Source organism: Nonomuraea sp. C10 (genome assembly GCF_008017515.1).
Classification (GTDB): Bacteria; Actinomycetota; Actinomycetes; order Streptosporangiales; family Streptosporangiaceae; genus Nonomuraea; species Nonomuraea ferruginea.
Genome location: NZ_VPFF01000003.1, coordinates 255,169 through 279,656, shown reverse-complemented (window position 1 = coordinate 279,656; position 24,488 = coordinate 255,169). Strand labels below are relative to the sequence as shown.

Genomic DNA, 24,488 nt, shown 5'->3' with positions numbered 1-24,488 from the left:
GCCCACCGTGAGAACCCCCCTGAGGTTGGTGACGACCCTGGTCTCACTCCGAGCGCTGCTGCGGAATCCCCGCCAGCAGTGCGCGAACCTCGGTCTCCCGGTAGCGCCGGTGACCGCCGAGGGTGCGGATCGACGTCAACTTGCCCGCCTTGGCCCACCGGGTGACGGTCTTGGGGTCGACCCGGAACATGGTGGCGACCTCGGCGGGCGTGAGCAGCGGCTCGGCCTCGGGTGTACGAGCTGACATTTGTGCGGCCTCTCCTCCGTGTGGACCGGCTTCGCGATCCTGCGACTGCCTTTGCGCGTGTCACGGATGTCCCTCTATGACCCAGAGCGTGCGGCTTTTCTGGGCCATATACGGCATCACCCGATGTGACCATACCGCCACGCAGAGCGATTGGCGAGCCCTTCTTTGACCCAACTGCCCGCCCCTGCGGCGATGTCACGCTCGGTGATTCTAGCGACACGTTTCGTGGTATCGCAGTGAAAACGGCAAACTACTCAGTTCGCAGAAGTGAGCAGCCGCGACTCATGACCTACTCATGCAGGTCAGACGGTCGTATTGGGGTTCAGTTGGAAGATTCCAGGAGTTGCATTGACTTCCAGCGAAGGATGACCCTCTGGTACATGGCATAGGCAAGCTCTTCTTGACCCGTGTCCAGCCCCGTCAGGGCCGCGGAAAGCTCCGCCACCGACTGGTCGGCCTGCAGCGCCTCGTCGTTCATCAGATGCACCAGGCCGCCGTAGTCGAGCTCCACCAGCGAGTGGGGGTGGAACTCCTCCAGCCACCGCGCCACGTCCTCCACGTCGAAGTTGGGCGCGGTGTCGCCGAGGTTGCGCCGCAGCACCTGCAGCGCCCGCGCGGCCCGCCTCCTGGCCTGGGCCATGGACGTGACGTAGATGAGGTTGCGCCCGGTGGCGGTCGTCACGTCCTGTCCGGGCACGGAGGCGCCGAGCACCAGCCAGCGCTCGTTGCCGTCGAACGGCACGAACCACGAGGGTGGCACGTGCCAGGCCGTGGTGCGGATGTGGGTGCGCAGTGCGTCGGAACCGGCGCCGCGCTTGTAGCGGTCGAAGTCGTCGGCCGTCTGCTCGGCGATGGCATTCGGGACGAACCGGTCCATCAGCTTCACAGGGACACTGCCCCGGAGCCTTGAGAAGGCCAGCCACGAGCGCAACCGGGTCTGCCAGGGGCAGACGTACAGACGGTCCTCGACACGCCGCAGGTAGGCGTTGGGGCTCTCCTGCGCGGGTACGACTTGAGGAGGCATGCCAAGCAGGCGCCTGACCGACTCCCCGTGCTCGGCTTGGAGCGCGTTGGCCCGGCGCGGACGGTCGCGAGAATCGGCATAGTCGGCCCAGACCTTGCGCTCGGATTCGGAGAACGCGGTCAGCGGCTCATAGACGCGGAGGTAGGCGGCATAGGGCAGCACGGAGGCATCGTGTCATGAAGCCAACCCGCCGTGCATCGTCGTGCCGACTACGCTTGAGTGATCTCCGCCGCGAAGGGGCGGCGGACCGGACAGGGAGTCACTACCGTGACCGACGTCTTCGGTGCGTCCCACAAGGACGTTCACGAGCAGGTCGTCTTCTGCGCCGACGAGCAGAGCGGCCTTCGCGCCATCATCGCCATCCACAACACCGCACTCGGCCCCGCTCTCGGGGGCACCAGGTTCTACCCGTACGAGAGCGAGCAGGCCGCCCTGGCCGACGTGCTCAACCTCGCCAAGGGCATGGCCTACAAGAACGCGCTGGCCGGCCTCGACCTCGGCGGCGGCAAGGCCGTCATCATCGGCGATCCCGCCCGCGACAAGAGCGAGCCGCTGCTGCGCGCGTACGGGCGCTTCGTCGAGTCGCTCGGCGGCCGCTACATCACGGCCTGCGACGTCGGCACCTACAGCGAGGACATGGACCTCATCGCCCGCGAGTCCCGCTTCGTCGTGGGCCGCACCGTCGCCCACGGCGGCGCCGGCGACTCCTCCATCCTGACGGCGTTCGGCGTTTTCCAGGGCATGCGCGCCTCGGCCGAGCGGGTCTTCGGCGCCCCGACGCTGCGCGGCAGGCGGGTCGGCGTCGAGGGCGTCGGCAAGGTCGGCCACCGCCTGGTCAGCCTGCTCCGCGACGACGGCGCCGACGTGGTGATCTGCGACGTCAGCGAGCGGGCGATCGACCGCGTCAAGCGGCTCCACCCCGAGGTCGACGTGGTCGCCGACGCGCGGGAGCTGACCGCGGCGGACATCGACGTGTTCGCGCCGTGCGCGCTGGGCGGGGTGCTCGACGACGCCACGGTGTCCACGCTGCGCGCCAAGGTCGTCTGCGGCGCGGCCAACAACCAGCTCGCCCACTCCGGCGTGGAGAAGCAGCTCGACGAGCGCGGCATCCTCTACGCACCCGACTACGTCGTCAACTCCGGCGGCGTGATCCAGGTGTCCGACGAGATCGGCGGCTTCGACATGGAGCGCGCCCGCGCCAAGGCGATGGGGATCTACGACACGACCCTGAAGATCTTCGCGATCGCGTCGGAGGAAGGCGTACCCCCGGCGGTGGCAGCGGATAGGCTGGCAGAGCGCAGAATGTCGGAAGTCGGGCGGATTAGGGGCATTTGGCTAGGGCGCTGACGCCCCGCGCTCATACGACGTACCGAGCTGGGCACAAAACAGGTACGGTAATAGGCGAACGATAGGCTGACGCCCGATGCAAGGGCGGCGTCAGCGTGTGGTGCGTTAGCGACGAGGGGTCGGGAGACGACCCCACACGAGGGGGTCGAGCCAATGGGGCGCGGCCGAGCAAAGGCCAAGCAGGTCAAGGTTGCTCGCCAGCTGAAGTACAACAGCGGTGGCACGGATCTCGACCGACTTCGCGACGAACTCGGGGTCGGAGACTCCAGCAACGACGACGCCGACGACCTCAACGACGAGCTGGCGGATCGCTATGCCGATTACGCCGACGACTACGGAGACGACGACGGCGGACGATCGTCCGGCCGCCGCTAGCCGTTCTCACTCTTCCCGTTGACCGTGGCGAGTGCCCGGCATCCGCCGGGCGCCCAGCCCGAAGCGCGCAAGCCCCACGGGCCACCCGTGGGGCTTCGTCACGCTCGCGTCGTGCCGGGTGAGAGGTGTACGTGTCCGGCGACACGGGATGGCCGGGCGCGATCAACCGGTAGCGCCCGGCACGCCGTGAGGCGTTCAGCGGTAGCGGGCGCGGCCCTCGCCGGGCACGACCTCGCCCAGCACCCACGCGGGCAGCCCGCGCCCTTCCAGCAGGCGGACCGCCTCGTCGGCGACCTCCGCCGGCACGATCGCCGCCATCCCGACACCCAGGTTGAACGTACGGTCGAGGTCGGCCTGCGCGATGCGGCCGTGGCCCGCCAGCACCTGGAAGATCGCCGGAGGAGTCCACGACGAGCGGTCGAGCACCGCGTCCAGATGGCCGGGCAGCGAGCGGGACACGTTGCCCTCCAGCCCGCCGCCGGTGATGTGCGCGTAGGCGTGCACCTCGACCGTGCGGGCCAGCTCCAGGCAGTCGAGCGAGTAGATGCGCGTCGGCTCCAGGAGCTCCTCGCCCAGCGGCCGGCCCAGCTCGGGCAGCTCCGCGTCGAGGGAGAGGTCGGCCAGCTTGAGCACGTGGCGCACCAGCGAGTAGCCGTTGGAGTGGACGCCCGACGACGCCAGCCCCAGCACCACGTCGCCCTCGCGGACCCGGTCGGGACCGAGCATCGCGTCGGCCTCGACGACGCCCGTGCCGGCGCCCGCCAGGTCGTACTCGTCGGGCCCCATCGCGCCGGGGTGCTCGGCCGTCTCGCCGCCCACCAGCGCCGCGCCCGCCAGCCGGCAGCCCTCGGCCACCCCGCCGACGATCTCCGCGACCCGCTCGGGCACGACCTTGCCGCAGGCGATGTAGTCGGTCATGAACAGCGGCTCGGCCCCGCACACCACCAGGTCGTCGAGGACCATGCCGACCAGGTCGACGCCGATCGTGTCGTGCTTGCCGTAGCGCTGCGCGATCATGACCTTGGTGCCGACCCCGTCGGTCGACGTGGCCAGCAGCGGACGCCGGTAACGCAGCAGCGCCGACGCGTCGAACAGCCCGGCGAAGCCGCTGGCGTCGTCGACCACCTCCGGGCGGCGCGAGCGGGCCACCTTGTCCTTCATCAGCGCGACCGCGCGCTCGCCCGCCTCGATGTCGACGCCCGCGGCCTCGTAGGTGGTCACGCCTTGCTCTCCAGGACGAACTTGCCGACGTTGTCTTCGTCGATCGGGATCGGGTAGGAGCCGTCGAAGCAGGCCCGGCAGAGCCGCTCGGCGGGGATCGTGGTGGCCTTGGTGAGCCCTTCGAGCGAGATGTAGCCAAGCGAGTCGGCGCCGAGCGAGGCCCGGATCTCCTCCACCGACAGCGAGCCCGCGATCAGCTCGGCGCGGGTGGCGAAGTCGATGCCGTAGAAGCACGGCCACGCGACCGGCGGCGACGAGATCCGTACGTGCACCTCGCTCGCGCCGGCCTCCCGCAGCATCTTCACGATGGCCCGCTGGGTGTTGCCGCGCACGATCGAGTCGTCGACCACGACCAGGCGCTTGCCCTCGACGACCTCGCGCAGCGGGTTGAGCTTGAGCCGGATGCCGCGCTGGCGGATCGTCTGCGACGGCTGGATGAACGTGCGGCCGACGTAGGAGTTCTTCACCAGGCCCTGGCCGTAAGGGATGCCGCTCTCCTGGGCGTAGCCCACGGCGGCGGGGGTGCCGGACTCGGGCGTCGGGATCACCAGGTCGGCCTCGACCGGATGCTCGCGGGCCAGCACCCGGCCCACCTCGACCCGGGTGACCTGCACGCCGCGCCCGGCGATGGTCGTGTCGGGGCGGGCGAGGTAGACGTACTCGAACAGGCAGCCCTTGGGCTCCGCCAGCGCGAACCTGCGCGAGCGGACGCCGCGCTCGTCGATCGTGAGCAGCTCGCCCGGCTCGATCTCGCGGACGAACGTGGCGCCGACGATGTCGAGCGCCGCCGTCTCCGACGCCACCGCCCAGCCGCGCTCCAGCCTGCCCAGCACGAGCGGGCGGATGCCCTGCGGGTCGCGCGCGGCGTAGAGCGTCGTCTCGTCCATGAACACCAGTGAGTACGCGCCCTTGACCTGCGGCAGCAGCTCGGCGGCGGCGTCCTCGACGGACCGGCTGCGATCCTGCGCGAGGAGCGTGGTGAGCACGTCGGTGTCGGTGGTCGCCCGGGTCGTGCCGGGCTCCAGACGCTGGGCCAGCGCCGGGGTGTTGATCAGGTTGCCGTTGTGGGCCAGGGCGAGCCCGCCCACGTCGGTCGAGCTCAGCGTGGGCTGCGCGTTCTCCCACACGCTGGAACCGGTCGTGGAGTAGCGGCAGTGGCCGATGGCCAGGTGGCCGCGGAGGGTGCCGAGCACGGACTCGTCGAAGACCTGGGCCACCAGGCCCATGTCCTTGTAGACGAGGATGCGGCTGCCCTCGCTGACCGCGATGCCCGCGGACTCCTGGCCGCGGTGCTGCAACGCGTACAGCCCGTAGTAGGTGAGTTTGGACACTTCCTCGCCTGGCGCCCAGACGCCGAACACGCCGCAGGCGTCTTTCGGCGCGCGGTCGTCGGGGTCCAGGTCATGGCCGAGCCGGCCGTCGCCCTTCAGCACGTAGTTCAGTCTAGGTCGGCCGGCTTCGTGCTCGCACACCCGGGGTGCGTCCTCGCCGGACCGCGCCCGTTTGGACGGAAGATGACCGGGGGGTTACCCGTGTCGTCAGGTTTCAAGTGCCGCTCCTGCGAAAAGGTGAAGTATCCGGCATGCAGACCCCGTCGGGAGAGCGGAACGTGACCACACCTGGCGACCCGAACGACCACCCCGAACCGGACCGCCCCTGGTGGGCCGAAGGCGCCCCGGATGACCCCGCGGACGAGCGTCCTCAGGGGGACGCCGGCGATGACGGCGGCCGGACGGAGGAGCCCGGCGAGGGTGAGGAACCTCTCGCTCCGAAGCCTCCCGTCGTGCCCGAACCCGACCGGCCCTCCCGCCCCGGTCCGGGTCCCGTGGAACCGGAACCCTCGCCCGGTCCGGGTCCCGTGGAACCGGAACCCTCGCCCGGTCCGGGTCCCGTGGAACCCGAACCCTCGCCCGGTCCGGGTCCCGTGGAACCCGAACCCTCTCCGGGTCCCGTTCCTGGGGAACCCTCTCCGGGGCCGGCGCCCGGGGGAGGGCCTGGGGAGCCGCGGCATCCGGACCTGCCCGAATCACCGGAGACGCCGCCACCCGCCCAGGTGCCCGACGAGAGTGACACCGAGCGGACGGCGGTGTTCGAGGTCCCGCCCCGGGACGATGACAAGGGCCGCGCCTATCCCACCCCCGGCGGCACTCCGCCGTACCCCGGGTGGGAGGGCACCTCCGAGGACCAGCCCACCACCCCCGGTGCCCGGCCCCCGTCCCGCTACGAGGAGCCCGAGGACCGCACCCCGTCCCGCTTCGAGGAGCCCTCCACGGGTGAGCCCCTGCCGTTCGCGGAACCTCCGTACGAGAGCGGTCCCGACGTCCCTCGTCCCGGCCGGCCGGAGGGGGACGAGCCTCACGGCGCGCGTCCGGGTCGTCCGGAAGGCGAGTCCTACGGCGCGCACCGTCAGCAGCCCGGCAGCGGTCCGCAGGCCTACGGCGCCCACCGTGTCCCGCCGCCCGATGACACTCCCAGGTACGGCGAGGACTGGCCCGAGGGCGAAGCCGGTGCAGCTCCCGGACAGCGCCCCGCCACCGGCGAGGGCCCGGGCCCACGCGGGCCCGAGCAACCGCCGTACTGGGCGCACGGCGAAGGCCGCGGGGCCTTCGCCGACAGCGGAAAGCGTCCCGAGAGCGGAGAACCCACCGGCGGCCGTCCGCCCTCCGAGGGCCGACCCACCGCCCCCGGAGCCACCCCACCACACGAAGGAACTGCAGAAGGAGCCCCCGAGCCGCACGGCGGACCGGAGCGCGGAGCGCCGCCTCACGGGGGGCCGGAGGGCGCGGAGTCACCTCAGGGCGGGCCGGAGCGCGGAGGCTCGCCGTACGGAAGACCGGAGGGGGCGGAGTCGCCTCAGGGCGGGCCGGAGCGCGGAGGCTCGCCGTACGGCAGACCGGAGGGGGCGGAGTCGCCTCAGGGCGGGCCGGAGCGCGGAGGCTCGCCGTACGGCAGACCGGAGGGGGCGGAGTCGCCTCAGGGCGGGCCGGATGGCACGGAGCCGCCGTACGGCAGACCGGAGGGGGCGGAGTCGCCCTACGGGAGGCCGGAGGGTGGGGCGTCGCCTTATGGAGGGCCGGCGTCGCCGTACGGGGGGCCGTCGCCGTACGGGGGAGCCGGGGGTGGGCCGTACGGGGAGCAGGGGCCTGTGCCGGGGACGTCGCCGTCGAGTCCGTACGGGGGGCCGCCGGGTGGGGGACCGGGGTACGGCGAGTGGCAGGCCGCGCAGCCCGGGAGCGGGCTGGCGACCGCGTCGCTGGTGCTCGGGGTGGCGAGCCCGTTCCTGGTGTTCGTGTGCTTCATCGGCCTGCTCACGGCGATCCTGTCGATCGTGTTCGGCATCGTGGCGCTGGTCCGGCGGGTGGGCAAGGGCAGGGCGATCACCGGGATCGCCTTCAGTGTGCTGGCGTTGCTGGTGTTCGGCGCGGTGTCCCTCTGGTTCTGGGACATCGTGCAGGATTGCGGCCGGTTGCCCCAGGGCCTCGCGGACCGGTGCTTCGAGGAGCGGATCCCGTGGATGCGGGGCCCGCGCTAGACCGGCAGGTGGGCTGACAGGTCGGCGCGGGCGCCGCTGGCCGAGACGGTGCCGGCGGCCACCGCTTCCGCCCAGGTGAGGCGGCCGGTGGCCAGCTCGATCCAGGTGCGCGGGTCGGTCTCGACGACGTTGGGCGGGGTGCCGCGGGTGTGGCGGGGGCCGGCGATCGCCTGGACGGCAGCGTACGGGGGGACGCGGACCTCGACGGTGCGGCCGGGCGCGGCGGTGACGAGCCGGTCGAGCAGGTGGCGCACGACCAGGCGGGCCGCTGAGCGCTCGGGCTGGAGGCCGCGGTCGTAGGCGGCGAGCACGGCGGCGACGAGCGCCCCCGTGAGGGCGTCGGCGGGCCCGTCGTAGGGCGGCCGGTCGAGCGCGACGAGCTGGTCGTCGAGGGCGGATCTCAGCTTCTCGGGGTCGATTCTGCGTGGTGGCACCGCCCCATTGTCCTCTGACGGGCGACGGTAAAGCGTTCATCGAGGCGGTGGGGTTCGTTCATCTCGGGTTGGTGCGGTGACCGTAACGTCCCGGCGGGAGAACCGCGCAACCTTGGAGGACCCTGTGGCGAACCTGTCGCCGCGCCGGCTGCTGCCGCTGCTTTCCACCCCGCACAAGGGTGGCCGATCCGCGATGACCTGTCAGTTCCGATGCGGCAACCAGTGCGCGCACGACGTGGCCAACACCAGCGGTAACCCGTACTTCGGCGAGGTGGCCGAGCAGGCGCTGTCCCGCCGGGGCGTGCTGCGCGCCGGTGCGCTGGGCGCGCTGGTGGCCGGCGCCGGCGTGACGATGGGGGCGGCCCCGGCGATGGCCGACCCGGGCAGGTCCGGCCCCCCGCGTGGCAAGGGCGGGCTCGGCTTCGAGCCGGTGGCGCCCAATAAGGCTGACGCGCTGACCGTGCCCAAGGGGTACAGGTCGTCGGCGGTGGTGCGCTGGGGTGACCCGGTGCTGCCGGGCGCGCCCGCGTTCGACTTCGACAACCAGACGGCCGAGGCGCAGGCCATGCAGTTCGGCTACAACTGTGACTACGTGACGCTCTTCGAGATGAACCGCAACCGCGGGCTGCTGTGGGTGAACCACGAGTACACCGACGAGAACCTGATGTTCCGCGGTTACACCGACGGGACGGCGGCCACCGAGGAGCAGATCAAGATCGCGATGGCGGCCCACGGCGGCTCGGTGGTCGAGGTGGAGCGGGTCCGCAACACGGGCGAGTGGAAGCTCGTCACCAACGGGCGCCGCCGCTACAACCGGCGGATCACGGTGTCGACGCCGATGCGGTTCTCCGGTCCGGCCGCCGGCAGCGACCTGCTGAAGACGGCCGCCGACCCCAAGGGCGTCAAGCCGGTCGGCATGCTCAACAACTGCGCCGGCGGCACCACCCCGTGGGGCACGGTGCTGACCGCCGAGGAGAACTTCAACCAGTACTTCGTCAACGGTGACAAGGTCCCCGAGGCGCAGAAGCCGTACATCACCCGCTACAGCATCCCGTCGGGCACCGCGGGCCGCCGGTTCGACCGGATCGAGGAGCGGTTCGACCTGGAGAAGCACCCGAACGAGGTCAACCGGTTCGGCTGGATCGTGGAGATCGACCCGTTCGACCCGGACTCGACCCCGATCAAGCGGACCGCGCTGGGCCGCTTCGCGCACGAGGCCGCGACGACGACGATCTCCCGTGACGGCCGCCTGGTCGCCTACATGGGCGACGACTCGCGCTTCGAGTACGTCTACAAGTTCGTCTCCAAGGGCCGCTACATCAAGGGTCACGACCGGCACAACCGCACCCTGCTGGACGAGGGCACGCTGTACGTCGCCAGGTTCACCGGCGACAGCCCGAAGGAGGAGCTCGACGGCTCGGGCAGGCTGCCGTCGGACGGCGCCTTCGACGGCTCGGGCGAGTGGATCCCGCTGGTGAGCGGCGACAGGTCGTTCGTCGAGGGCATGACCGCCGCGGAGGTGCTGGTCTACACCCGCGCCGCCGCCGACAAGGTGTCGGCCACCAAGATGGACCGCCCCGAGGACATGGAGCGCAACCCCGTCACCGGCGGCGTCTACATCGCGCTGACCAACAACTCCAACCGCACCCCGGCCCAGGTGGACGAGGCGAACCCGCGGGCCGCCAACAAGCACGGCCACGTGGTGGAGCTGATCGAGCAGCGCGACGACGCGGCGGCCAAGAAGTTCTCCTGGTCGGTCCCGCTGGTCTGCGGCGACCCGAACGACCCCTCGACCTACTTCGCCGGGTTCGACAAGACCAAGGTGTCGCCGATCTCCTGCCCGGACAACCTGGCCTTCGACCCCGACGGCAACCTGTGGATCTCCACTGACGGCAACGCCCTCGGCACCAACGACGGCCTGTTCGTGATGCCGGTCAAGGGCAAGGAGCGCGGTTACGTACGCCAGTTCCTCACCGTGCCGGTCGCCGCGGAGACCTGCGGCCCGCTGATCAGCGACGACCAGCTCAGCGTGTGGGTCGCGGTGCAGCACCCCGGCGAGGCGGACGGCGCGACGCCCGACCGGCCCGCCAGCCGCTGGCCTGACGGCGAGGGCAGCCAGCCGCGGCCGTCGGTGGCCGTGGTCTGGCACGAGCGCGGCAAGAAGATCGGCGCTTGACCTAAAGAGAGGTTCAGGTTTTAGCCTCCATGCCATGAGCATGGAAGTGACTGCCTGGCATCAGCTGTATTCACTGAACAACGAACCGGAGCGTCGCCAGATCTCGAAGGCGACGCTCCGCCGCGTGTGGGGGTTCGCCCGGCCGCACCGCCGGAAACTGACGCTGTTCCTGGGCCTGAGCGTGGTGATGGCGGCGCTGGCGGTGGCCCCGCCGGTGCTGGCCGGCCGGGTGCTCGACGCGATCGGCGCGGGCGAGCCGGTGGGCGTGGTGGTCGGGCTGGCGGGCCTGATCGCCGGTCTGGCCCTGGCCGAGGCGGGGCTGGGGCTGGTGGCCCGCTGGCTGTCGGCCGGCCTGGGGGAGGGCCTGATCCTGGACCTGCGCACGGCGGTCTTCGACCACGTGCAGCGCATGCCCGTCGCGTTCTTCACCAGGACGCGTACGGGCGCGCTGGTGAGCAGGCTGAACAACGACGTGATCGGGGCGCAGCGGGCGTTCACCGACACGCTCTCCGGCGTCGTGGGCAACGTGGTGACGCTGGTGCTGGCGATCACCGTCATGATCTCGCTGTCGTGGCAGATCACGCTGCTGGCGCTGCTGCTGCTCCCGGTGTTCGTGCTGCCGGCCCGCCGCATGGGCACCAGGATCGCCCGGTTGCGGCGGGAGGCCGCCGACCACAACGCGGCCATGGGGTCCCAGATGACCGAGCGCTTCTCGGCGCCGGGGGCGACGCTGGTGAAGCTGTTCGGCCGGCCTGTCAGGGAGTCGGCCGAGTTCGCGGCGCGGGCCGGGCGGGTACGCGACATCGGGGTGCGCACGGCCATGACCCAGTCGGCGTTCATCACCGCGCTGACGCTGGTCTCGTCGCTGGCCCTGGCGCTGGTCTACGGGCTGGGCGGCTTCTACGCGCTGGCCGGGCGGCTGGACGCGGGCTCGGTGGTGGCGCTGGCACTGCTGATCACCCGGCTCTACTCGCCGCTGACCGCCCTGGCCAGCGCCCGGGTGGACGTGATGAGCGCGCTGGTCAGCTTCGAGCGCGTCTTCGAGGTGCTCGACCTGGAGCCGCTGATCAAGGAAAAACCGGACGCGCGGGCCGTGCCCGAAGGGCCGGTGTCGATCGAGTTCGACGACGTGCGCTTCGCGTACCCGTCGGCGGACAAGGTGTCGCTCGCCTCGCTGGAGGAGGTGGCCGCGCTCGACACCCGCGGCGGCGTCGAGGTGCTGCACGGCGTCTCCTTCACCGCCGCGCCCGGCCAGACGGTCGCCCTGGTGGGCTCGTCGGGCGCGGGCAAGTCGACGATCGCCCAGCTCATCCCGCGGCTGTACGACGTGGACTCGGGCGCGGTGCGGATCGGCGGCGTGGACGTGCGCGACCTGGCCGCCGACTCCATCAGGGGGACGCTCGGCATGGTCACCCAGGACGGTCACCTGTTCCACGACACGATCAGGAACAACCTGCTGTTCGTCAGGCCGGACGCCGCCGAGGAGGAGCTGTGGGACGCGCTGCGCCGGGCCAGGCTCGGCGACCTGATCGAGTCCCTGCCCGACCGGCTGGACACGGTCGTGGGCGAGCGCGGCTACCGGCTGTCGGGAGGCGAGCGCCAGCGGCTGACGATCGCCCGGCTGCTGCTGGCCGGGTCGCGGGTGGTCATCCTGGACGAGGCCACGGCCGCGCTCGACTCCACCAACGAGGCGGCCGTGCAGGAGGCCCTGGCCGAGGCGCTCGACGGGCGCACCGCGGTGGTGATCGCGCACCGGCTGTCCACGATCCGCGCCGCCGACGTCATCCTGGTCATCGAGGACGGCCGGGTGGCCGAGCGCGGCACGCACGCCGAGCTGCTCGCCGCCGGCGGCCGCTACGAGGAGCTGTACCGCACCCAGTTCGCCGAGCCCGTCGTCGCCGTGTGAAGCCGTGGCCTAGCGGCGGGGGGAGCGGGCCAGGGCGGCCAGGGCGGCGCCGGCCAGGGCGACCGCGAACAGCACCGCGTACGTCCGCTGGAAGCCGGCCATGAGCTGGTCGAGCGCCACCGGTGAGAGCCGTGAAAGCGTCCCGGCGTACACCTGGGCCCGGACCTCGGGGCCGACGGCGCTGCCGAGCACGCTCAGCGACAGCCCGACGCTGAGCACCACGCCGACGTTCATCACCATGAGCCGGAATCCGTTCACCACGCCCAGGCTCCCGCTCGGCAGCGCGCCCATCACCTGGGTGGTGTTGCCGGTCAGGAAGGTCCCGCTGCCGCAGCCGGCCACGAACAGCCCGAGCCCGATCACCCAGTACGGGGTGCCGGGGTCGGTCGCCAGCAGGAGCGCGCCGAGCCCGGCGGAGCTCATCAGGGCCCCGCCGATGCTCAGCGCGTACGGCGACACCCTGCGCCCGAGCGCGCCCACGATCGGCGAGGCCAGCCCCATGCCCACCGGCACCGGCAGCACGCTCAGCCCGGCCTCGAAGGGACCGAGCCCTCTGGCCGCCTGGAAGTAGAGCGCCACCACGAGGATCAGCGAGGCCCTGGCGACCGCGTTGCAGAAGGAGGCCAGGTTCGCGCAAGCCAGCATCCGCCCGCCGAACAGGCGCAGGTCGAGCACCGGGTGGGCGGCCCGCCGCTCCACGATCACGATCAGCGGCACCAGCAACGCGAACACGCCGGCCCCGGCCAGCACCACCGGGCTGGTCAGCCCGCCCGACCCGGCCTCCGACAGGGCCAGCAGCACCGCCGACAGGGCCGCGAACACCAGCGCGTTGCCCAGCGCGTCCACCGGGCGCCGGGGCCCGCGCGGCATCTTGCGCAGCGTGACCGCTCCCCAGACGACCGCGGCCAGCCCGGCGGGCACGTTGACCCAGAAGATCCACTGCCAGCCCGCGGTGGACGCGATCAGCCCGCCCAGCGTGGGCCCGGCGAGCTGGGCGACCGACAGGGTGCCCATGTAGACGCCCATGCCCTGGCTCAGCCGGTCGGGCGGGAAGGCCTCGGTGATGATGACGGTGCCGTTGGCCAGGATCATGGCCGCGCCCACGGCCTGCAGCACCCGCATGGCGACCAGGAACCACACGTCCGGCGAGAACCCGGCCAGCAGCGAGGCCAGGGTGAACAGGGCGAACCCGGCCAGATAGACCTCCCGCCGGCCGAGCAGGTCGGCGACCCGGCCGAAGAACATCAGGCTCGCGGTGTTGGTCAGGAGGAAGGCCAGCAGGATCCACCCCGACTGGAACGGGGTGGCGTGGAAGTGGCGCACGACGGTGGGGAGCGCCACGTTGAGCGTGCTGCCGGCCATGCCGATGAGGATCAGCCCCAGACTGGTGACCGAGCACACACGCCACGCGTAACGTAACCGGGCCTGATCGGGGGAGACGGCGACCATGCCTTCCACTATGACGTACGACGTACGCCCGCGGTCAGCTGGGTGAGGGATATTCTAGAATTCTGTTCACCGAGCGCGTTTGCGCAGTCCCTCCAGGTCGTGGATGACCACCCGGCGCCGCCCGGTCTCGATCAGCCCGCGGTCGCGTAACGTGCGCAGCGCCTTGCTGACCGCCTCCCTGGACGCGCCCGTCCACCCGGCGAGCTCGTCCTGCGACAGCGGCAGCGCCACCCGCACCCCGCTGTTGGTCTTCTCGCCGTAGCGCTCGGCCAGCTCGATCAGCCGGGTGGCCACCCGGCCCGTGGTGTCGAACGCGCCGTACTCGATGCGCTTGCGGTCGGAGTCGCGCAGCCGGTCGGTGACCATCCGCATGAGCAGCACCGCGATCCGCCCGTGCTCCTGGAGGAAGCCGGGGAAGTCGCGGACGACGATGCCGGAGATGGGCTCCAGCGCCGTCACCGTGGCCGAGCGGGGCGAGCCGTCGATGCTCGACATGTCCCCGAGCAGCCCGCCCGCCCCGCGCACGGCCAGCACCACCTCGGTGCCGCCGCTGGTGTGGGAGGACACCTTGACCCGGCCCTCGGTCAGCACGAGCACCCAGTCAGATGTGTCGCCTTCCGACATGACCGTCGCCCCGCGGTCCCACCTGCGCGGCCGGCCGGCCGCGCGCAGGGCCTCGATCTCGTCGTCGGTGAGCATGGAGAGGAACTCGCCCGGCTCTGCCTTCATGCGCCCGATTATGTCCGTACGACGAGCGTCGTAGCTATCGCATTGACGTGAGAACGTACGCCTCGACGAGTTCCTGCTTGCCCTTCAGGCTCAGCTTGCCCAGCGGCCGCACGGTGACGCCGTCGCCGAGACCCTTGAGCGTGGCCGAGCCGATCACCACCGTGCCGGGTTCGGCCAGCGACTCCAGCCGGGAGGCGACGTTCACGCAGTCGCCCATCGCGTTGAAACCGCGCAGTTCCGGGCTGCCGATGTTGCCCACCAGCGCCGGCCCGGTGTTGACCCCCACCCGGAACGTCGGCCACGGCTCCTGGCCGGTCCGCCGCCACGCCATCTCCTCGGCCACCTCGGCGGCGGCCCGCTGCATCGCCAGCGCGGCCGCGCAGGCGGCCTTGGCGTGCCCTTCCTGCGTGGCCGGGGCGTTGAACAGGGCCAGCATCGCGTCGCCGACGAACTGCACGATCGTGCCGCCGTTGGAGAGGACGCACGGCACCGCGGCCGTGTGGTAGCGGTTGAGCATCTCCACGATCTCGCCCGGCGCGACCCGTTCGGAGAACGAGGTGAACCCCTTCAGGTCGGCGAAGAGCGCGGTGACCTCCTTGACCTGGCCGCCCAGCTCGGCCTGGGCCGGGTCGGCGAGCAGCGCGTTCGCCACGTCGGGCGACATGTACTGCCGGAAGAGCGTGTGCAGCTCGCTGTAGAGGCGGGCGTTCTCCAGCGAGATGGACAGCTGCCCGGCCAGGGTGGCGGCCAGCGCCTCGTCCTGCTCGGTGCGGCCGATCGGCACCTCCAGCACACCGGCCAGCCGGTTCTTGACGGTCAGCGGGAAGGCGATGCGGCCGTCCCCCCTGACGGGGACGTCGCCGGGGAACTCGTACGAGCGCGACCCGATCTGCGCCTGACCGTCGGACACCAGCCCGATCCGCACGTCACCGTACGCCTGCCTGACCCGGTCCAGCGCCGCGGCCAGCAACGCCTGCTCCGGCAGGCCGACGCGGGTCTGGGCGCTCACGTCGACGAGCGCGCCCAGCCGCTCGGACAGCTCGCGCTCGTCGGCCAGCGCCCGGCCCGCCCGGTCGAGCACCGCCGCCTGGCCCTCGCTCAGCCGGAACTTGCCCGACAGCCGGGAGGCGGCCAGTGGCTCGCCCCGCCGCACGTGCTCGACCAGCTCCTCCAGCGCGCGGTCGTAGTCGCGCTGGATGCGCCGCACGGTCGCCGAGAGCGCCACCGAGTCGAACAGGCCCGCGCTCGACCCCTCCCGCCTGAACTGCAGGTAGGCGCTGTAGGCGACGAACCCGAAGGCGAACGTCAGCAGGACATGCCACTCCCACCAGGTCAGGTGCCAGTTGAGCTGCGGCATCCCGGCGATCATGCACTCGGCCAGCAGCGCGTACGCCGTGATCAGGCTGATCAGCATGGCCGACGGCCGCCGCCTGTGGAGCACGAACATCATCACGGCGGCCGCCGCGTAGAGCGCCAGCCCCGGCACCGACAGCCACACCACCCAGACCACCGGGTCCGTGAGCGGCGGCCGGCTGAGCGGCGTCACGTCAGGGACCAGCGAGGCCAGCCCCCACAGCGCCATGAACCCGAAGAGCACGCCGCGGATCACGTGCTGCGCCCTGAACACCTGGCCGGCCGCCCGCTCGCCCAGCGGCAGCGCCGAGGCGAACGCGAACCCGGAGGCGATCGTCAGCCCGACCGTCTGCCCCAGGTCGAAGCCGAGCGACCCGGTGGGCAGGATCACCTTCGGGGTGGCCAGCCCGTGCAGGAAGAAGAAGCCCGCGCTGCTGATGAACACCATGGAGACCAGGAACAGGCGGGCGTCCTGCCGCTTGCGCGAGGCCTCGCTGATGAGCGTGCCGAGCCCGACGTTCAGCCCGGCGACGATCACGATCATCCAGAAATGGCTGGGGTTGTGCTGCCACTCGACGTTCAGGTGCGGCTGCGCGAGCAGCAGCCAGAACCCGAGCAGCGGCAGCGAGAGGTGGATCACCCAGACGACCCCGCGCACCGGCTGGGTGGCGGGAGGAAGGTAAGGCGCGGGCGTCGGCACGCCCTGATTATCCCCGCGGGACCGGGCCTGCCAATGCGTCTTTTTACGCGCATCAACCTTCATGACAGGTCAAGTAACGTCAGAACATATTGTCACGCACTGTTTCGTAATCGACACGTTATGTGAGAGCTGTCATCCATTGGAACGGTTGACGCGTGAGAACCATGAGCAACATCCGTACCTGAGAGGGACCATTCGATGAAGATTCTGCGCGTGGCCGCGGTGGGCGCGCTGGCCGCCTCACTTCTCACCGTGGGGGGCGCCGCCACCGCCTCTTCCGCCACCACCGCCGCCGCGGCCGGCGAGGTCACGGCCTGCGTGCACAAGAAGTCGCGGTACGTCCGGATCATCAACGCGTCCGGCAAGTGCAAGCCGGCCGAGATCCGGATGAAGATCGGCGGTGGCGAGACGGTGACCCAGACCGCGGTCACGTCCGGTCCCAAGGGCGACACCGGGGCGCAGGGCCCCAAGGGTGACACCGGCGCCCAGGGGCCGCGCGGCATGCGCGGCCCCCAGGGCAAGCAGGGCGCCCAGGGCCCGAAGGGCGACACCGGGCCGCAGGGCCCGAAGGGGGAGCAGGGCCCGAAGGGTGACACCGGCCCGGCCGGTCCCAAGGGTGACAGCGGCCCGGCGGGGCCGAAGGGTGAGAAGGGCGACAAGGGTGACACCGGGCCGGCGGGTCCCCAGGGCAAGCAGGGCGTCCCGGGACCGAAGGGCGAGAAGGGCGAGCCGGGCAGGGACGGTAAGGACGGCGGCGGCAGCTTCACGACCTACACCAAGACCCAGCAGTTCTCCCGCAACGGCGCCAGCGCCAACTGCCACCAGGGTGACCTGGCGACCGGCGGCGGCTTCGCCGTCAGCTCGGGCACGCAGGTCATCGCCAGCGCCCCCACCGGCCCCGGCACCTGGACCGTCACGATCCAGGGCCAGGGCCAGACGAGCGGCACCGTCTACGTGGTGTGCCTGAAGAAGAGCTCCTGACACACCGAAAGGGCCGGTACGGGGCGCGTACCGGCCCTTTCTCGCGTCCGGTCTCAGCCGAAGAGCGCCGGCAGCGTGGCCGCGTGCGTCTCCCGCAGCTCCTCGACCGGCACCTCCAGCACGCCCTCGACCACCAGCGACGTCCCGCCGGTGACGCCCAGCCCGTAGCACGGCACGTCGTGCTCGGCGCAGAGCTTGGCCAGGTCGTCGAACGCCTCCGGCCGCACCACGACCAGAGCCCTGGCCGCCGACTCGCTGAACAGCTCGGTGAACGGGTCGCCGGTGAGCGTCACCCGGGCGCCCACGCCGCGCGCCATGCAGGACTCCGCCAGCGCGATGGCCAGGCCGCCGTCGGACAGGTCGTGTGACCCCTCCAGCAGGCCCCGCGCGGCCGCCGTCACCAGCACCCGGCCCAGCCCCTGCTCGGCCTCCAGGTCCGCCTCGGGCGGCAGGCCGCCCAGGTGGCCGTGCTCGACGTGCGCCCACTCCGAGCCGCCGAACTCGGCCCGCGTCTCACCCAGCAGCGCCACCCGCAGACCCTCGCCGGTGAACCCGGTCGGCACCCGCCTGGCCACGTCGTTGATCACGCCGAGCACGCCGACCACCGGGGTCGGATTGATCGCCGTCGACCCGGTCTGGTTGTAGAAGGACACGTTGCCGCCGGTCACCGGCACGCCCAGGATCCGGCAGGCGTCGGCCAGGCCGCGCACCGCCTCGGCGAACTGCCACATCACCTCGGGGTCCTCCGGCGAGCCGAAGTTGAGGCAGTTGGTGACGGCCAGCGGCCTGGCGCCGGTGACGGCCACGTTGCGGTACGCCTCGGCCAGCGCGAGCTGCGCCCCCGCGTACGGGTCGAGCTTGGCGTAGCGGCCGTTGCCGTCGGTCGACAGCGCGATGCCGCGGGTGGTCGGCTCGGCCCCCTCGATGTCCTCCGCCACACGCAGCATCCCCGCGTCCGCGGGCTGGGCGAGGACCGTGTTGGAGCGTACGTACCGGTCGTACTGGCCGGTCACCCACTCCTTCGACGCCAGGTTGGGCGAGCCGAGCAGCCGCAGCAGCGTCGCGCGCAGGTCGGACGGGCGCTCCAGCCGGTCGGGGGTGTCGGCGTTGAGCGCCGCCTGCCCCGACGGCTCGTGGTAGGGGCGCTCGTAGACCGGGCCGTCGTCGGCCGCGGTGCCCGGCGGGATGTCGACGATGACCTCGCCGTTCCAGGTCATCACGAGCCGGCCGGTGTCGGTCACCTCGCCGATCACGGTGGCGGGGACGTCCCACTTCTCGCAGATCGCCATGAACGCCGGGATGTCGGAGGGCCGGACGACGGCCATCATCCGCTCCTGCGACTCGCTCATCAGGATCTCCTCCGGGCGCAGGGAGGGATCGCGGAGCGGGACCAGGTTGAGGTCGACGTCCATGCCGCCGGTGCCCTTGGCGGCCAGCTCCGTGGTCGCGCAGGACACGCCGGCCGCGCCGAGGTCCTGGATGCCGACGACCACGTCGGCCGCGTACAGCTCCAGGCAGCACTCGATGAGCAGCTTCTCCATGAACGGGTCGCCCACCTGGACGGCGGGCCGCTTGGCCGCGGACTCGTCCTCGAACGTCGCGCTGGCCAGCACGCTCGCGCCGCCGATGCCGTCGGGGCCCGTCGAGGCGCCGAAGAGGACCACCTTGTTGCCCGGCCCCGGCGCGGTCGCCAGCTTGATCTGGTCCTTGCGCAGCAGGCCCACACAGAGCGCGTTGACCAGCGGGTTGCCGATGTAGCACGGGTCGAAGACGACCTCGCCGCCGATGTTGGGCAGGCCGAGGCAGTTGCCGTAGTGGCTGATGCCCTCCACCACGCCAGGCAGCACCCGGCGGGTGTCGGCCTGGTCGGCGCCGCCGAACCGCAGGGAGTCCATCACCGCGATCGGCCGCGCGCCCATCGACATGATGTCGCGGACGATCCCGCCGACGCCGGTGGCCGCACCCTGGTGGGGCTCGACGTACGAGGGATGGTTGTGCGACTCGATCTTGAACGTGGCGGCCCAGCCGTCGCCGATGTCGACCACGCCCGCGTTCTCGCCCATGCCCACCAGCAGGGCGTCGGAATGCGGAGCCTTGGTGGCGAACTGCTTGAGATGCACCTTCGACGACTTGTACGAGCAGTGCTCGGACCACATGACGCTGTAGATGGCCAGCTCGGAGCCGGTCGGGCGGCGGCCCAGGATCTCGCGGACCCGGTCGTACTCGTCCTGCTTCATGCCCAGCTCGGCGAAGGGCATCGGCTCGTCGGGGGTGACCTCCGCACGCTTGACGGAGTCGGTGCTCATGCGTCCACCAGCTTCTTGAGAATGGAGGTGAAGAAGCCGAGGCCGTCGGTGCCCGGCGCGCCGACCAGCTCCTCGACCGCGTGCTCGGGATGCGGCATCAGGCCGACGACGTTGCCCGCCTCGTTGCGCACCCCCGCGATGTCGTTGAGCGAGCCGTTGGGGTTGCCGCCCACGTAACGGACCACGACCCGCCCGGTGGCCTCCAGCTCGGCCAGCGTCTCCGGGTCGGCCACGTAACGGCCCTCGCCGTGCTTGACCGGCAGCGTGATCTCCTGACCGGCCGCGTACGCGTTCGTCCACGCCGTGTCGGCCGTCTCGATCCGCACCCGCTGGTCGCGGCAGACATAGTGGAGCGAGGCGTTACGCGTCAGCGCGCCCGGCAGCAGATGGGCCTCGCACAGGATCTGGAACCCGTTGCAGGTGCCCAGCACCGGCAGCCCCGCCCGCGCGGCGGACACGATCTCCTCCATCAGCGGCGCGAACCGGGAGATGGCCCCGCACCGGAGATAGTCGCCATAGGAGAAGCCGCCCGGCAGGAAGACCGCGTCGACCCCCTTGAGATCCCGGTCGGCGTGCCACAGCGGCACCGGCTCCCCGCCCACGAGGCGCACGGCCTTGGCGGCATCCTGGTCGTCGAGTGTGCCTGGAAACGTCACTACGCCCACGCGGGCAGCGCTCATGACTGTCGTCCCCTCCGAGGAGTTGCGCAGCCGCCATCTCCGTGGCAGGCGGCGGTCACCTCAGGCTATCTGGTGCGCCCCGATGCTCCTCATCAACCTCCGCCCTTCGTACGCCCACCCAAGGCCCTCGCTCCGGCCGCCGACATCGTCCTCGCCACTCAGGCGCTTCGCGCCGATCAACTCGGGCAGTGCTCACCAGGCGGGCTCCGCCCGCAGCCCAAGGCCCTCGCTCCGCTCGGACGCCCTTCCAGAGGGCTACCGCCCGACGCCCCACAAGCGGCCATAGGCATCAGGAGATCCGGGGCCCGGCGTCGAATGCGCGAGCGGACGAAAACATCAGTTGATCATGGACGTTTCTGACATGAAGCGGGGGACAATCCTGATATAAATCGGAGACGTTTCTCGCCTTAACACATGAAGATCCAGGTCAGGAGGGGTGCCTCGGTGGACGTGGACTCGCTGGTAGATCGCAATCTGAAGGACGTCATTCGCCGACGTCTGGCCAGTCGTCCCGTGGTGGTCCTGACCGGCCCCCGCACGGTGGGCAAGAGCACGCTCCTCCGCGCCTGCGCACACCTGCACGACGTTCCGGTGATCGATCTCGACGATCCCTCGGTCCGGCGATCGGTAGAGGCCGATCCGACCCATTTCGCGACGACTCCCGTCGAGCCCGTCTGCTTCGACGAGTTCCAGCACGTACCTGAGATCCTGTCCGCGATCAAAGCGGAGCTCAACCGGGACCTCCGCCCCGGCAGATACATCCTCACCGGATCCACGCGCTACAGCTCGCTGCCGCGACTGGGCCAGGCGCTGACCGGCCGGGCTCACGTCATGACCATCTGGCCGCTCTCCCAAGGCGAACTACGCGGTCGCCGGGAGAACTTCCTGGAAGCCCTGTTCGCCGACCCCCGAAGCCTCATTACTCCTGCACCGTCGCAGACCTCACGGGCCGACTACGAGTCGATGATCCTCACCGGAGGCTTCCCCGTGGCGCTCGGCCTGCCGGAGGCCGAGCGCACCGCCTGGTTCAAGGACTTCGTCTCGATGGTGATCGATCGGGACGTGCTCGAAATCCGAAAGGTGCGCCAGCGCCAGGTGCTGCCCCTCATCCTCCGCCACCTCGCCGCCCGCACCGCGAGCACCGTGAAAGCGAGCGACATCGGTGCTGCGGTGGGCCTTGACCAGCGGCTCGTGGGCGATTACATCGGGCTGCTAGAAGCCGTTTTCCTCATCCACCGACTGGAAGCCTTCGGCCGCACGCTCGGCGGCAAAGTCGCCAGATCGCCGAAAGTGCACCTCATCGACAGCGGCCTGGCCGCGCACGTACTCGGTATCACCCGGCGAAAGCTCAACCGGCGCGACCCGGCCGCGCTCACCGAATTCGGGCGCGTGGTGGAGACGTTCGCGGTGAACGAACTCGTGAAACAGGCGGGCTGGTCGGAGGAGTTCGTCGAGTTCAGCCATTTCCGTACGCGGGATCAGCGTGAGGTCGACCTGGTCATAGAGTCGCACGAAGGCGACGTGGTCGGCGTCGAGGTCAAGGCGAAGGCCTCGATAGAGGAGAAGGACTTCCAGGGGTTGCGGCTGTTGAGGGACCGGCTGGGGCCGAACTTCGTGGCCGGCGTCCTGCTCAACTTGGGGCAGCAGTCGTTCCGCCACGATGACCGGCTTTTCGTCATGCCCCTCGACAGGCTCTGGACGCGACCGCAAGAGGCGGTCGCTCAGGAAACCGGGGGTTGAACGGAGCTTTCTGCTGCTGCGGGTTAGCGGGTCTGGCGGGGGGCAGCCGAAGGGGGAGGCGTCCATCGAAGGAGGGGCATCATGGTCGTCAAGCCCGCTGAGGACGAGCACCCCAAGCAGTTCACCCTGCCCATGGTCGGCACGATCACCGTGCCGGAGTGCCCGCACCTCGCCTTCTACGTGGTCCTCGTCTCCATGGGCGCGCTGGGAGTCGTGGAATGGCCCGTCGTGGCCATCGTCGGCGTGGGCCATCTGCTGGCCAGCCAGACCCGCTTCCCCAGGCTGCAGCAGGCCGGAGAAGCCGTCGAGTCAGCGTGAGCCGGGCGGGCGCTCAGCCCACGTGGCCCAGCGCCAGAGCCACTCCAGAGGCCCTTGGCGGTAGCGGCGCAGCCAGAGGGCGGAGAACAGCCACTGGGCCGCCAGGACGGCTCCCGCGGTCAGGAACGCCACCTGAGAGGACTCGCCGATCGGCAGGCCGAGGAGGTGGGCGGCGGCCAGGACGAGGACCGTGGCGGTCAGGTAGTTGGTCAGGGCCATCTTGCCCAGCGGCGCGAAGACGACCCGCAGCACAGGTCGCAGCGGCGTTCTGAGCAGGACCAGCAGGGCGCACACGACCACGCCGGCGACCAGCAGATCGGCCAGGCCGGTCGCGAAGGACGGGCCCGCCCCGGGCCTCGTCCACAGTGCGGCGGCCGCCCCCGCCGCGAAGACCAGCCCCAGGAGGAGCGGCCACAGGGTGGACCGTTCGATGTGCTCGATCACCCCGTACCGGACCAGCGCCGAGCCCAGCAGGAACAGCCCGGCGATCAGCAGGGGCCCGCCCCCGGCGACCAGCGCCGCGGGGATGAACACGGCGGCGAGGCCCGCCACGGCCCACCGGGGCAGCCAGGAAGAAGGCAGCAGCACCAGCAGGCCGACGACGGCGTACTTGGTCAGGATCTCGCCCGGCCACAGCAGCATGTGCAGCAGGCCGATCGCGAGCAGCGCCGCGATCCGGCGCAGGAGGACCAGCCACGGGCGGGCGGCGCGGTCGGCGGCGGAGTCCAGCAGCAACGAGAACCCGATGCCGAACAGCAGGGAGAAGATCGGCAGCCCGAGCCAGGGGTCCCAGTCGCCCAGCGGCTGGGTCACGACGGCGGTGCCGCCGGTGGCCATCAGCTGGATGTTGGCGAGCAGGATCTCGCAGAGGGTGAACCCGCGGAGCACGTCGAGCGCGATGATGCGGGGCCGCCCGGACGCGGGCGCGGCGGGCGTGAGCGGGTGGCCGGGAAGGCGTTCTGGGGGGAGTTCTGCGCTTGGCATGGGGCCCCATCCTGCAAGGCCACCGAGAGGACGACACCGGCCGGAAGCAGGATCCACGGCGTTCGTGATCATACTTTCGGCCGGTTCGGCGCGAGACGCCGGCCGCTGTCAGTAGCTGTCGCGCCAGCGGTACCAGTGGCCCCGCAGATGCTTTAAGGACGAGGCGACCGACGGGTTGGAGTCGTCCACGGGCGCCCGGTCAGGGCTCCACACGTAGCCGTACGGGTCCACGCCGGGCCCGTGCTCGCCCACCTGGAAATAGACCCGGTCACCCTTCCGGAAAACGGCCTGGAACCCGGCCTCTCCGACCTTCCGCGGCCGGACCGCGTCGTCGGGACCGGTGGCCCGGGCCACGCGCTCCATCGCGGTGAGGGATCGTACGACGAGCTGGTCGTCGCCGTGCCCGCAGGACGCCAGGGACACCAGCGCGACGCAGGCGAGCGCTTTCTTCATGCGTTGAGCGTAAGCGGGAGGGATCAGACCGCGGCGAGTTCGCGGGAGCGGGCGGGCTCTTCGTTCTCCCAGGCGAGCTGCTTGCGCAGGTGGACCGTCGTGCCCCGGCCCGGCGTGATGCCGAAGGAGATCTCGTCGACCACCGAGCGCATGATGAGCAGGCCGCGGCCGTTCTCGGTGTCGGGGGGCGGGAAGCGGAGCGGCATCGACGGCAGGCCGGAGCCGTTGTCGGCCACGCGCACGTCGCAGCGGCCGTAGCCGATCGACGCAGAGACCTCGTAGCGGTTGGCGGGGCCGCCGTGGCGCACCGCGTTGGAGCATGCCTCGGAGACAGCGAGCAGCATGTCGGCGATGCACGACTCACTCACGTTGAGCGATCGCATCGCATCGCCAAGCACTCGCCTGACCATCGGGATGCCGATCGCATCCCGTGGCAGTGCCAACGAGAACTCAATGTCCACCGGACTCCTCCGGGCTCCGGAATGTCACCTGGAGTAGGTTTCCCCGTGAAATCGGGGCTAACCGCAAAATCA

Annotated in this window: 21 protein-coding genes; 8 read left to right on the top strand and 13 right to left on the bottom strand. The window is 71.0% G+C overall.

Annotation, left to right across the window (positions count from 1 at the left end; all coding sequences use genetic code 11):
• Nucleotides 1-43 precede the first annotated feature (43 nt).
• Complete coding sequence (gene bldC / locus FR742_RS32740) at nucleotides 44-247, bottom strand: developmental transcriptional regulator BldC (RefSeq protein WP_013133571.1); 204 nt, start codon at nucleotides 245-247, stop codon at nucleotides 44-46.
• A 322-nt stretch (nucleotides 248-569) separates the two neighbouring features.
• Nucleotides 570-1,433, bottom strand: a complete 864-nt coding sequence (locus tag FR742_RS32735) for a hypothetical protein (RefSeq protein WP_148035188.1) — start codon at nucleotides 1,431-1,433, stop codon at nucleotides 570-572.
• 105 nt (nucleotides 1,434-1,538) lie between these two features.
• Between FR742_RS32735 and FR742_RS32730 the strand changes: the two genes are divergently transcribed.
• Together FR742_RS32730 and FR742_RS32725 are read left to right on the top strand one after the other, a co-directional pair.
• Complete coding sequence (locus FR742_RS32730; protein ID WP_148035187.1) at nucleotides 1,539-2,618, top strand: Glu/Leu/Phe/Val dehydrogenase dimerization domain-containing protein; 1,080 nt, start codon at nucleotides 1,539-1,541, stop codon at nucleotides 2,616-2,618.
• Nucleotides 2,619-2,771: 153 nt separating this feature from the next.
• The gene (locus tag FR742_RS32725) at nucleotides 2,772-2,993 is read left to right on the top strand and encodes a DUF3073 domain-containing protein (protein WP_148035186.1); all 222 of its coding nucleotides are present in this window, start codon (nucleotides 2,772-2,774) and stop codon (nucleotides 2,991-2,993) included.
• Between the two features lie 195 nt (nucleotides 2,994-3,188).
• Here FR742_RS32725 and purM read toward each other — a convergent pair whose 3' ends face one another.
• Together purM and purF are read right to left on the bottom strand one after the other, a co-directional pair.
• Nucleotides 3,189-4,214: a phosphoribosylformylglycinamidine cyclo-ligase gene (gene purM, locus FR742_RS32720; protein WP_148035185.1), complete on the bottom strand. Its 1,026-nt coding sequence runs from the start codon at nucleotides 4,212-4,214 to the stop codon at nucleotides 3,189-3,191.
• Nucleotides 4,211-5,647, bottom strand: coding sequence for an amidophosphoribosyltransferase (gene purF, locus FR742_RS32715; protein WP_148035184.1), 1,437 nt, complete (start codon nucleotides 5,645-5,647; stop codon nucleotides 4,211-4,213). Before purF ends, purM begins: the two co-directional genes overlap by 4 nt.
• 1,712 nt (nucleotides 5,648-7,359) lie before the next feature.
• Between purF and FR742_RS32710 the strand changes: the two genes are divergently transcribed.
• Entirely contained in the window at nucleotides 7,360-7,746 is a 387-nt protein-coding gene (locus tag FR742_RS32710; RefSeq protein WP_148035183.1) for a DUF4190 domain-containing protein, read from the top strand.
• Here the strand turns inward: FR742_RS32710 and FR742_RS32705 are convergent.
• A complete protein-coding gene (locus FR742_RS32705; protein WP_148035182.1) occupies nucleotides 7,743-8,180 on the bottom strand; it encodes a sterol carrier family protein in 438 nt (145 codons plus the stop codon). The genes FR742_RS32710 and FR742_RS32705 overlap by 4 nt on opposite strands.
• Before the next feature lie 124 nt (nucleotides 8,181-8,304).
• On the opposite strand from FR742_RS32705, the gene FR742_RS32700 reads away from it, so the two are divergent.
• Nucleotides 8,305-10,356 carry a PhoX family phosphatase gene (locus tag FR742_RS32700; protein ID WP_222709217.1) on the top strand — a complete coding sequence of 684 codons (2,052 nt, stop codon included), beginning with the start codon at nucleotides 8,305-8,307 and terminating at the stop codon, nucleotides 10,354-10,356.
• Nucleotides 10,357-10,390: 34 nt separating this feature from the next.
• Nucleotides 10,391-12,262: an ABC transporter ATP-binding protein gene (locus tag FR742_RS32695; RefSeq protein ID WP_148035181.1), complete on the top strand. Its 1,872-nt coding sequence runs from the start codon at nucleotides 10,391-10,393 to the stop codon at nucleotides 12,260-12,262.
• A gap of 9 nt (nucleotides 12,263-12,271) precedes the next feature.
• Here FR742_RS32695 and FR742_RS32690 read toward each other — a convergent pair whose 3' ends face one another.
• The 3 genes from FR742_RS32690 to FR742_RS32680 all read right to left on the bottom strand — a co-directional run bounded on the left by FR742_RS32690 (nucleotide 12,272) and on the right by FR742_RS32680 (nucleotide 16,493).
• Nucleotides 12,272-13,711: an MFS transporter gene (locus tag FR742_RS32690; RefSeq protein WP_148035180.1), complete on the bottom strand. Its 1,440-nt coding sequence runs from the start codon at nucleotides 13,709-13,711 to the stop codon at nucleotides 12,272-12,274.
• A 66-nt stretch (nucleotides 13,712-13,777) separates the two neighbouring features.
• Nucleotides 13,778-14,440, bottom strand: coding sequence for a Crp/Fnr family transcriptional regulator (locus tag FR742_RS32685; protein ID WP_148035179.1), 663 nt, complete (start codon nucleotides 14,438-14,440; stop codon nucleotides 13,778-13,780).
• 34 nt (nucleotides 14,441-14,474) lie between these two features.
• Nucleotides 14,475-16,493, bottom strand: coding sequence for an adenylate/guanylate cyclase domain-containing protein (locus FR742_RS32680; RefSeq protein ID WP_261808922.1), 2,019 nt, complete (start codon nucleotides 16,491-16,493; stop codon nucleotides 14,475-14,477).
• Nucleotides 16,494-16,691: 198 nt separating this feature from the next.
• Here FR742_RS32680 and FR742_RS32675 point away from each other — a divergent pair, with 198 nt between their 5' ends.
• The gene (locus FR742_RS32675) at nucleotides 16,692-17,474 is read left to right on the top strand and encodes a collagen-like protein (protein WP_148035177.1); all 783 of its coding nucleotides are present in this window, start codon (nucleotides 16,692-16,694) and stop codon (nucleotides 17,472-17,474) included.
• A gap of 53 nt (nucleotides 17,475-17,527) precedes the next feature.
• Here the strand turns inward: FR742_RS32675 and purL are convergent, their stop codons facing one another.
• Nucleotides 17,528-19,780, bottom strand: a complete 2,253-nt coding sequence (purL, locus tag FR742_RS32670; protein WP_148035176.1) for a phosphoribosylformylglycinamidine synthase subunit PurL — start codon at nucleotides 19,778-19,780, stop codon at nucleotides 17,528-17,530.
• Nucleotides 19,777-20,460: a phosphoribosylformylglycinamidine synthase subunit PurQ gene (purQ, locus tag FR742_RS32665; protein ID WP_148035175.1), complete on the bottom strand. Its 684-nt coding sequence runs from the start codon at nucleotides 20,458-20,460 to the stop codon at nucleotides 19,777-19,779. Before purQ ends, purL begins: the two co-directional genes overlap by 4 nt.
• 414 nt (nucleotides 20,461-20,874) lie before the next feature.
• Between purQ and FR742_RS32660 the strand changes: the two genes are divergently transcribed.
• A complete protein-coding gene (locus FR742_RS32660; protein WP_148035174.1) occupies nucleotides 20,875-22,200 on the top strand; it encodes an ATP-binding protein in 1,326 nt (441 codons plus the stop codon).
• An 81-nt stretch (nucleotides 22,201-22,281) separates the two neighbouring features.
• Nucleotides 22,282-22,518, top strand: a complete 237-nt coding sequence (locus FR742_RS32655) for a hypothetical protein (protein ID WP_148035173.1) — start codon at nucleotides 22,282-22,284, stop codon at nucleotides 22,516-22,518.
• On the opposite strand, the gene FR742_RS32650 is transcribed toward FR742_RS32655, so the two are convergent.
• The 3 genes from FR742_RS32650 to FR742_RS32640 all read right to left on the bottom strand — a co-directional run bounded on the left by FR742_RS32650 (nucleotide 22,510) and on the right by FR742_RS32640 (nucleotide 24,365).
• Nucleotides 22,510-23,502 carry a DUF418 domain-containing protein gene (locus FR742_RS32650; RefSeq protein WP_148035172.1) on the bottom strand — a complete coding sequence of 331 codons (993 nt, stop codon included), beginning with the start codon at nucleotides 23,500-23,502 and terminating at the stop codon, nucleotides 22,510-22,512. The two genes, FR742_RS32655 and FR742_RS32650, sit on opposite strands and share 9 nt — an antisense overlap.
• 108 nt (nucleotides 23,503-23,610) lie before the next feature.
• On the bottom strand, nucleotides 23,611-23,955 hold the full coding sequence (locus tag FR742_RS32645; protein WP_148035171.1) for a hypothetical protein: 345 nt from the start codon (nucleotides 23,953-23,955) through the stop codon (nucleotides 23,611-23,613).
• A 23-nt stretch (nucleotides 23,956-23,978) separates the two neighbouring features.
• Complete coding sequence (locus FR742_RS32640) at nucleotides 23,979-24,365, bottom strand: ATP-binding protein (RefSeq protein WP_148037102.1); 387 nt, start codon at nucleotides 24,363-24,365, stop codon at nucleotides 23,979-23,981.
• Between the last annotated feature and the right edge of the window lie 123 nt (nucleotides 24,366-24,488).

Coding starts and splice junctions, on each gene's coding strand:
- purQ (WP_148035175.1), bottom strand. CDS start 20,460: ATGAGCGCTGCCCGCGTGGGCGTAGTGACGTTTCCAGGCACACTCGAC.
- purL (WP_148035176.1), bottom strand. CDS start 19,780: ATGAGCACCGACTCCGTCAAGCGTGCGGAGGTCACCCCCGACGAGCCG.
- FR742_RS32695 (WP_148035181.1), top strand. CDS start 10,391: ATGAGCATGGAAGTGACTGCCTGGCATCAGCTGTATTCACTGAACAAC.
- FR742_RS32690 (WP_148035180.1), bottom strand. CDS start 13,711: ATGGTCGCCGTCTCCCCCGATCAGGCCCGGTTACGTTACGCGTGGCGT.
- FR742_RS32645 (WP_148035171.1), bottom strand. CDS start 23,955: ATGAAGAAAGCGCTCGCCTGCGTCGCGCTGGTGTCCCTGGCGTCCTGC.
- FR742_RS32640 (WP_148037102.1), bottom strand. CDS start 24,365: ATGGTCAGGCGAGTGCTTGGCGATGCGATGCGATCGCTCAACGTGAGT.
- FR742_RS32685 (WP_148035179.1), bottom strand. CDS start 14,440: ATGAAGGCAGAGCCGGGCGAGTTCCTCTCCATGCTCACCGACGACGAG.
- bldC (WP_013133571.1), bottom strand. CDS start 247: ATGTCAGCTCGTACACCCGAGGCCGAGCCGCTGCTCACGCCCGCCGAG.
- FR742_RS32660 (WP_148035174.1), top strand. CDS start 20,875: ATGAAGATCCAGGTCAGGAGGGGTGCCTCGGTGGACGTGGACTCGCTG.
- FR742_RS32725 (WP_148035186.1), top strand. CDS start 2,772: ATGGGGCGCGGCCGAGCAAAGGCCAAGCAGGTCAAGGTTGCTCGCCAG.
- FR742_RS32675 (WP_148035177.1), top strand. CDS start 16,692: ATGAAGATTCTGCGCGTGGCCGCGGTGGGCGCGCTGGCCGCCTCACTT.
- FR742_RS32650 (WP_148035172.1), bottom strand. CDS start 23,502: ATGCCAAGCGCAGAACTCCCCCCAGAACGCCTTCCCGGCCACCCGCTC.
- FR742_RS32655 (WP_148035173.1), top strand. CDS start 22,282: ATGGTCGTCAAGCCCGCTGAGGACGAGCACCCCAAGCAGTTCACCCTG.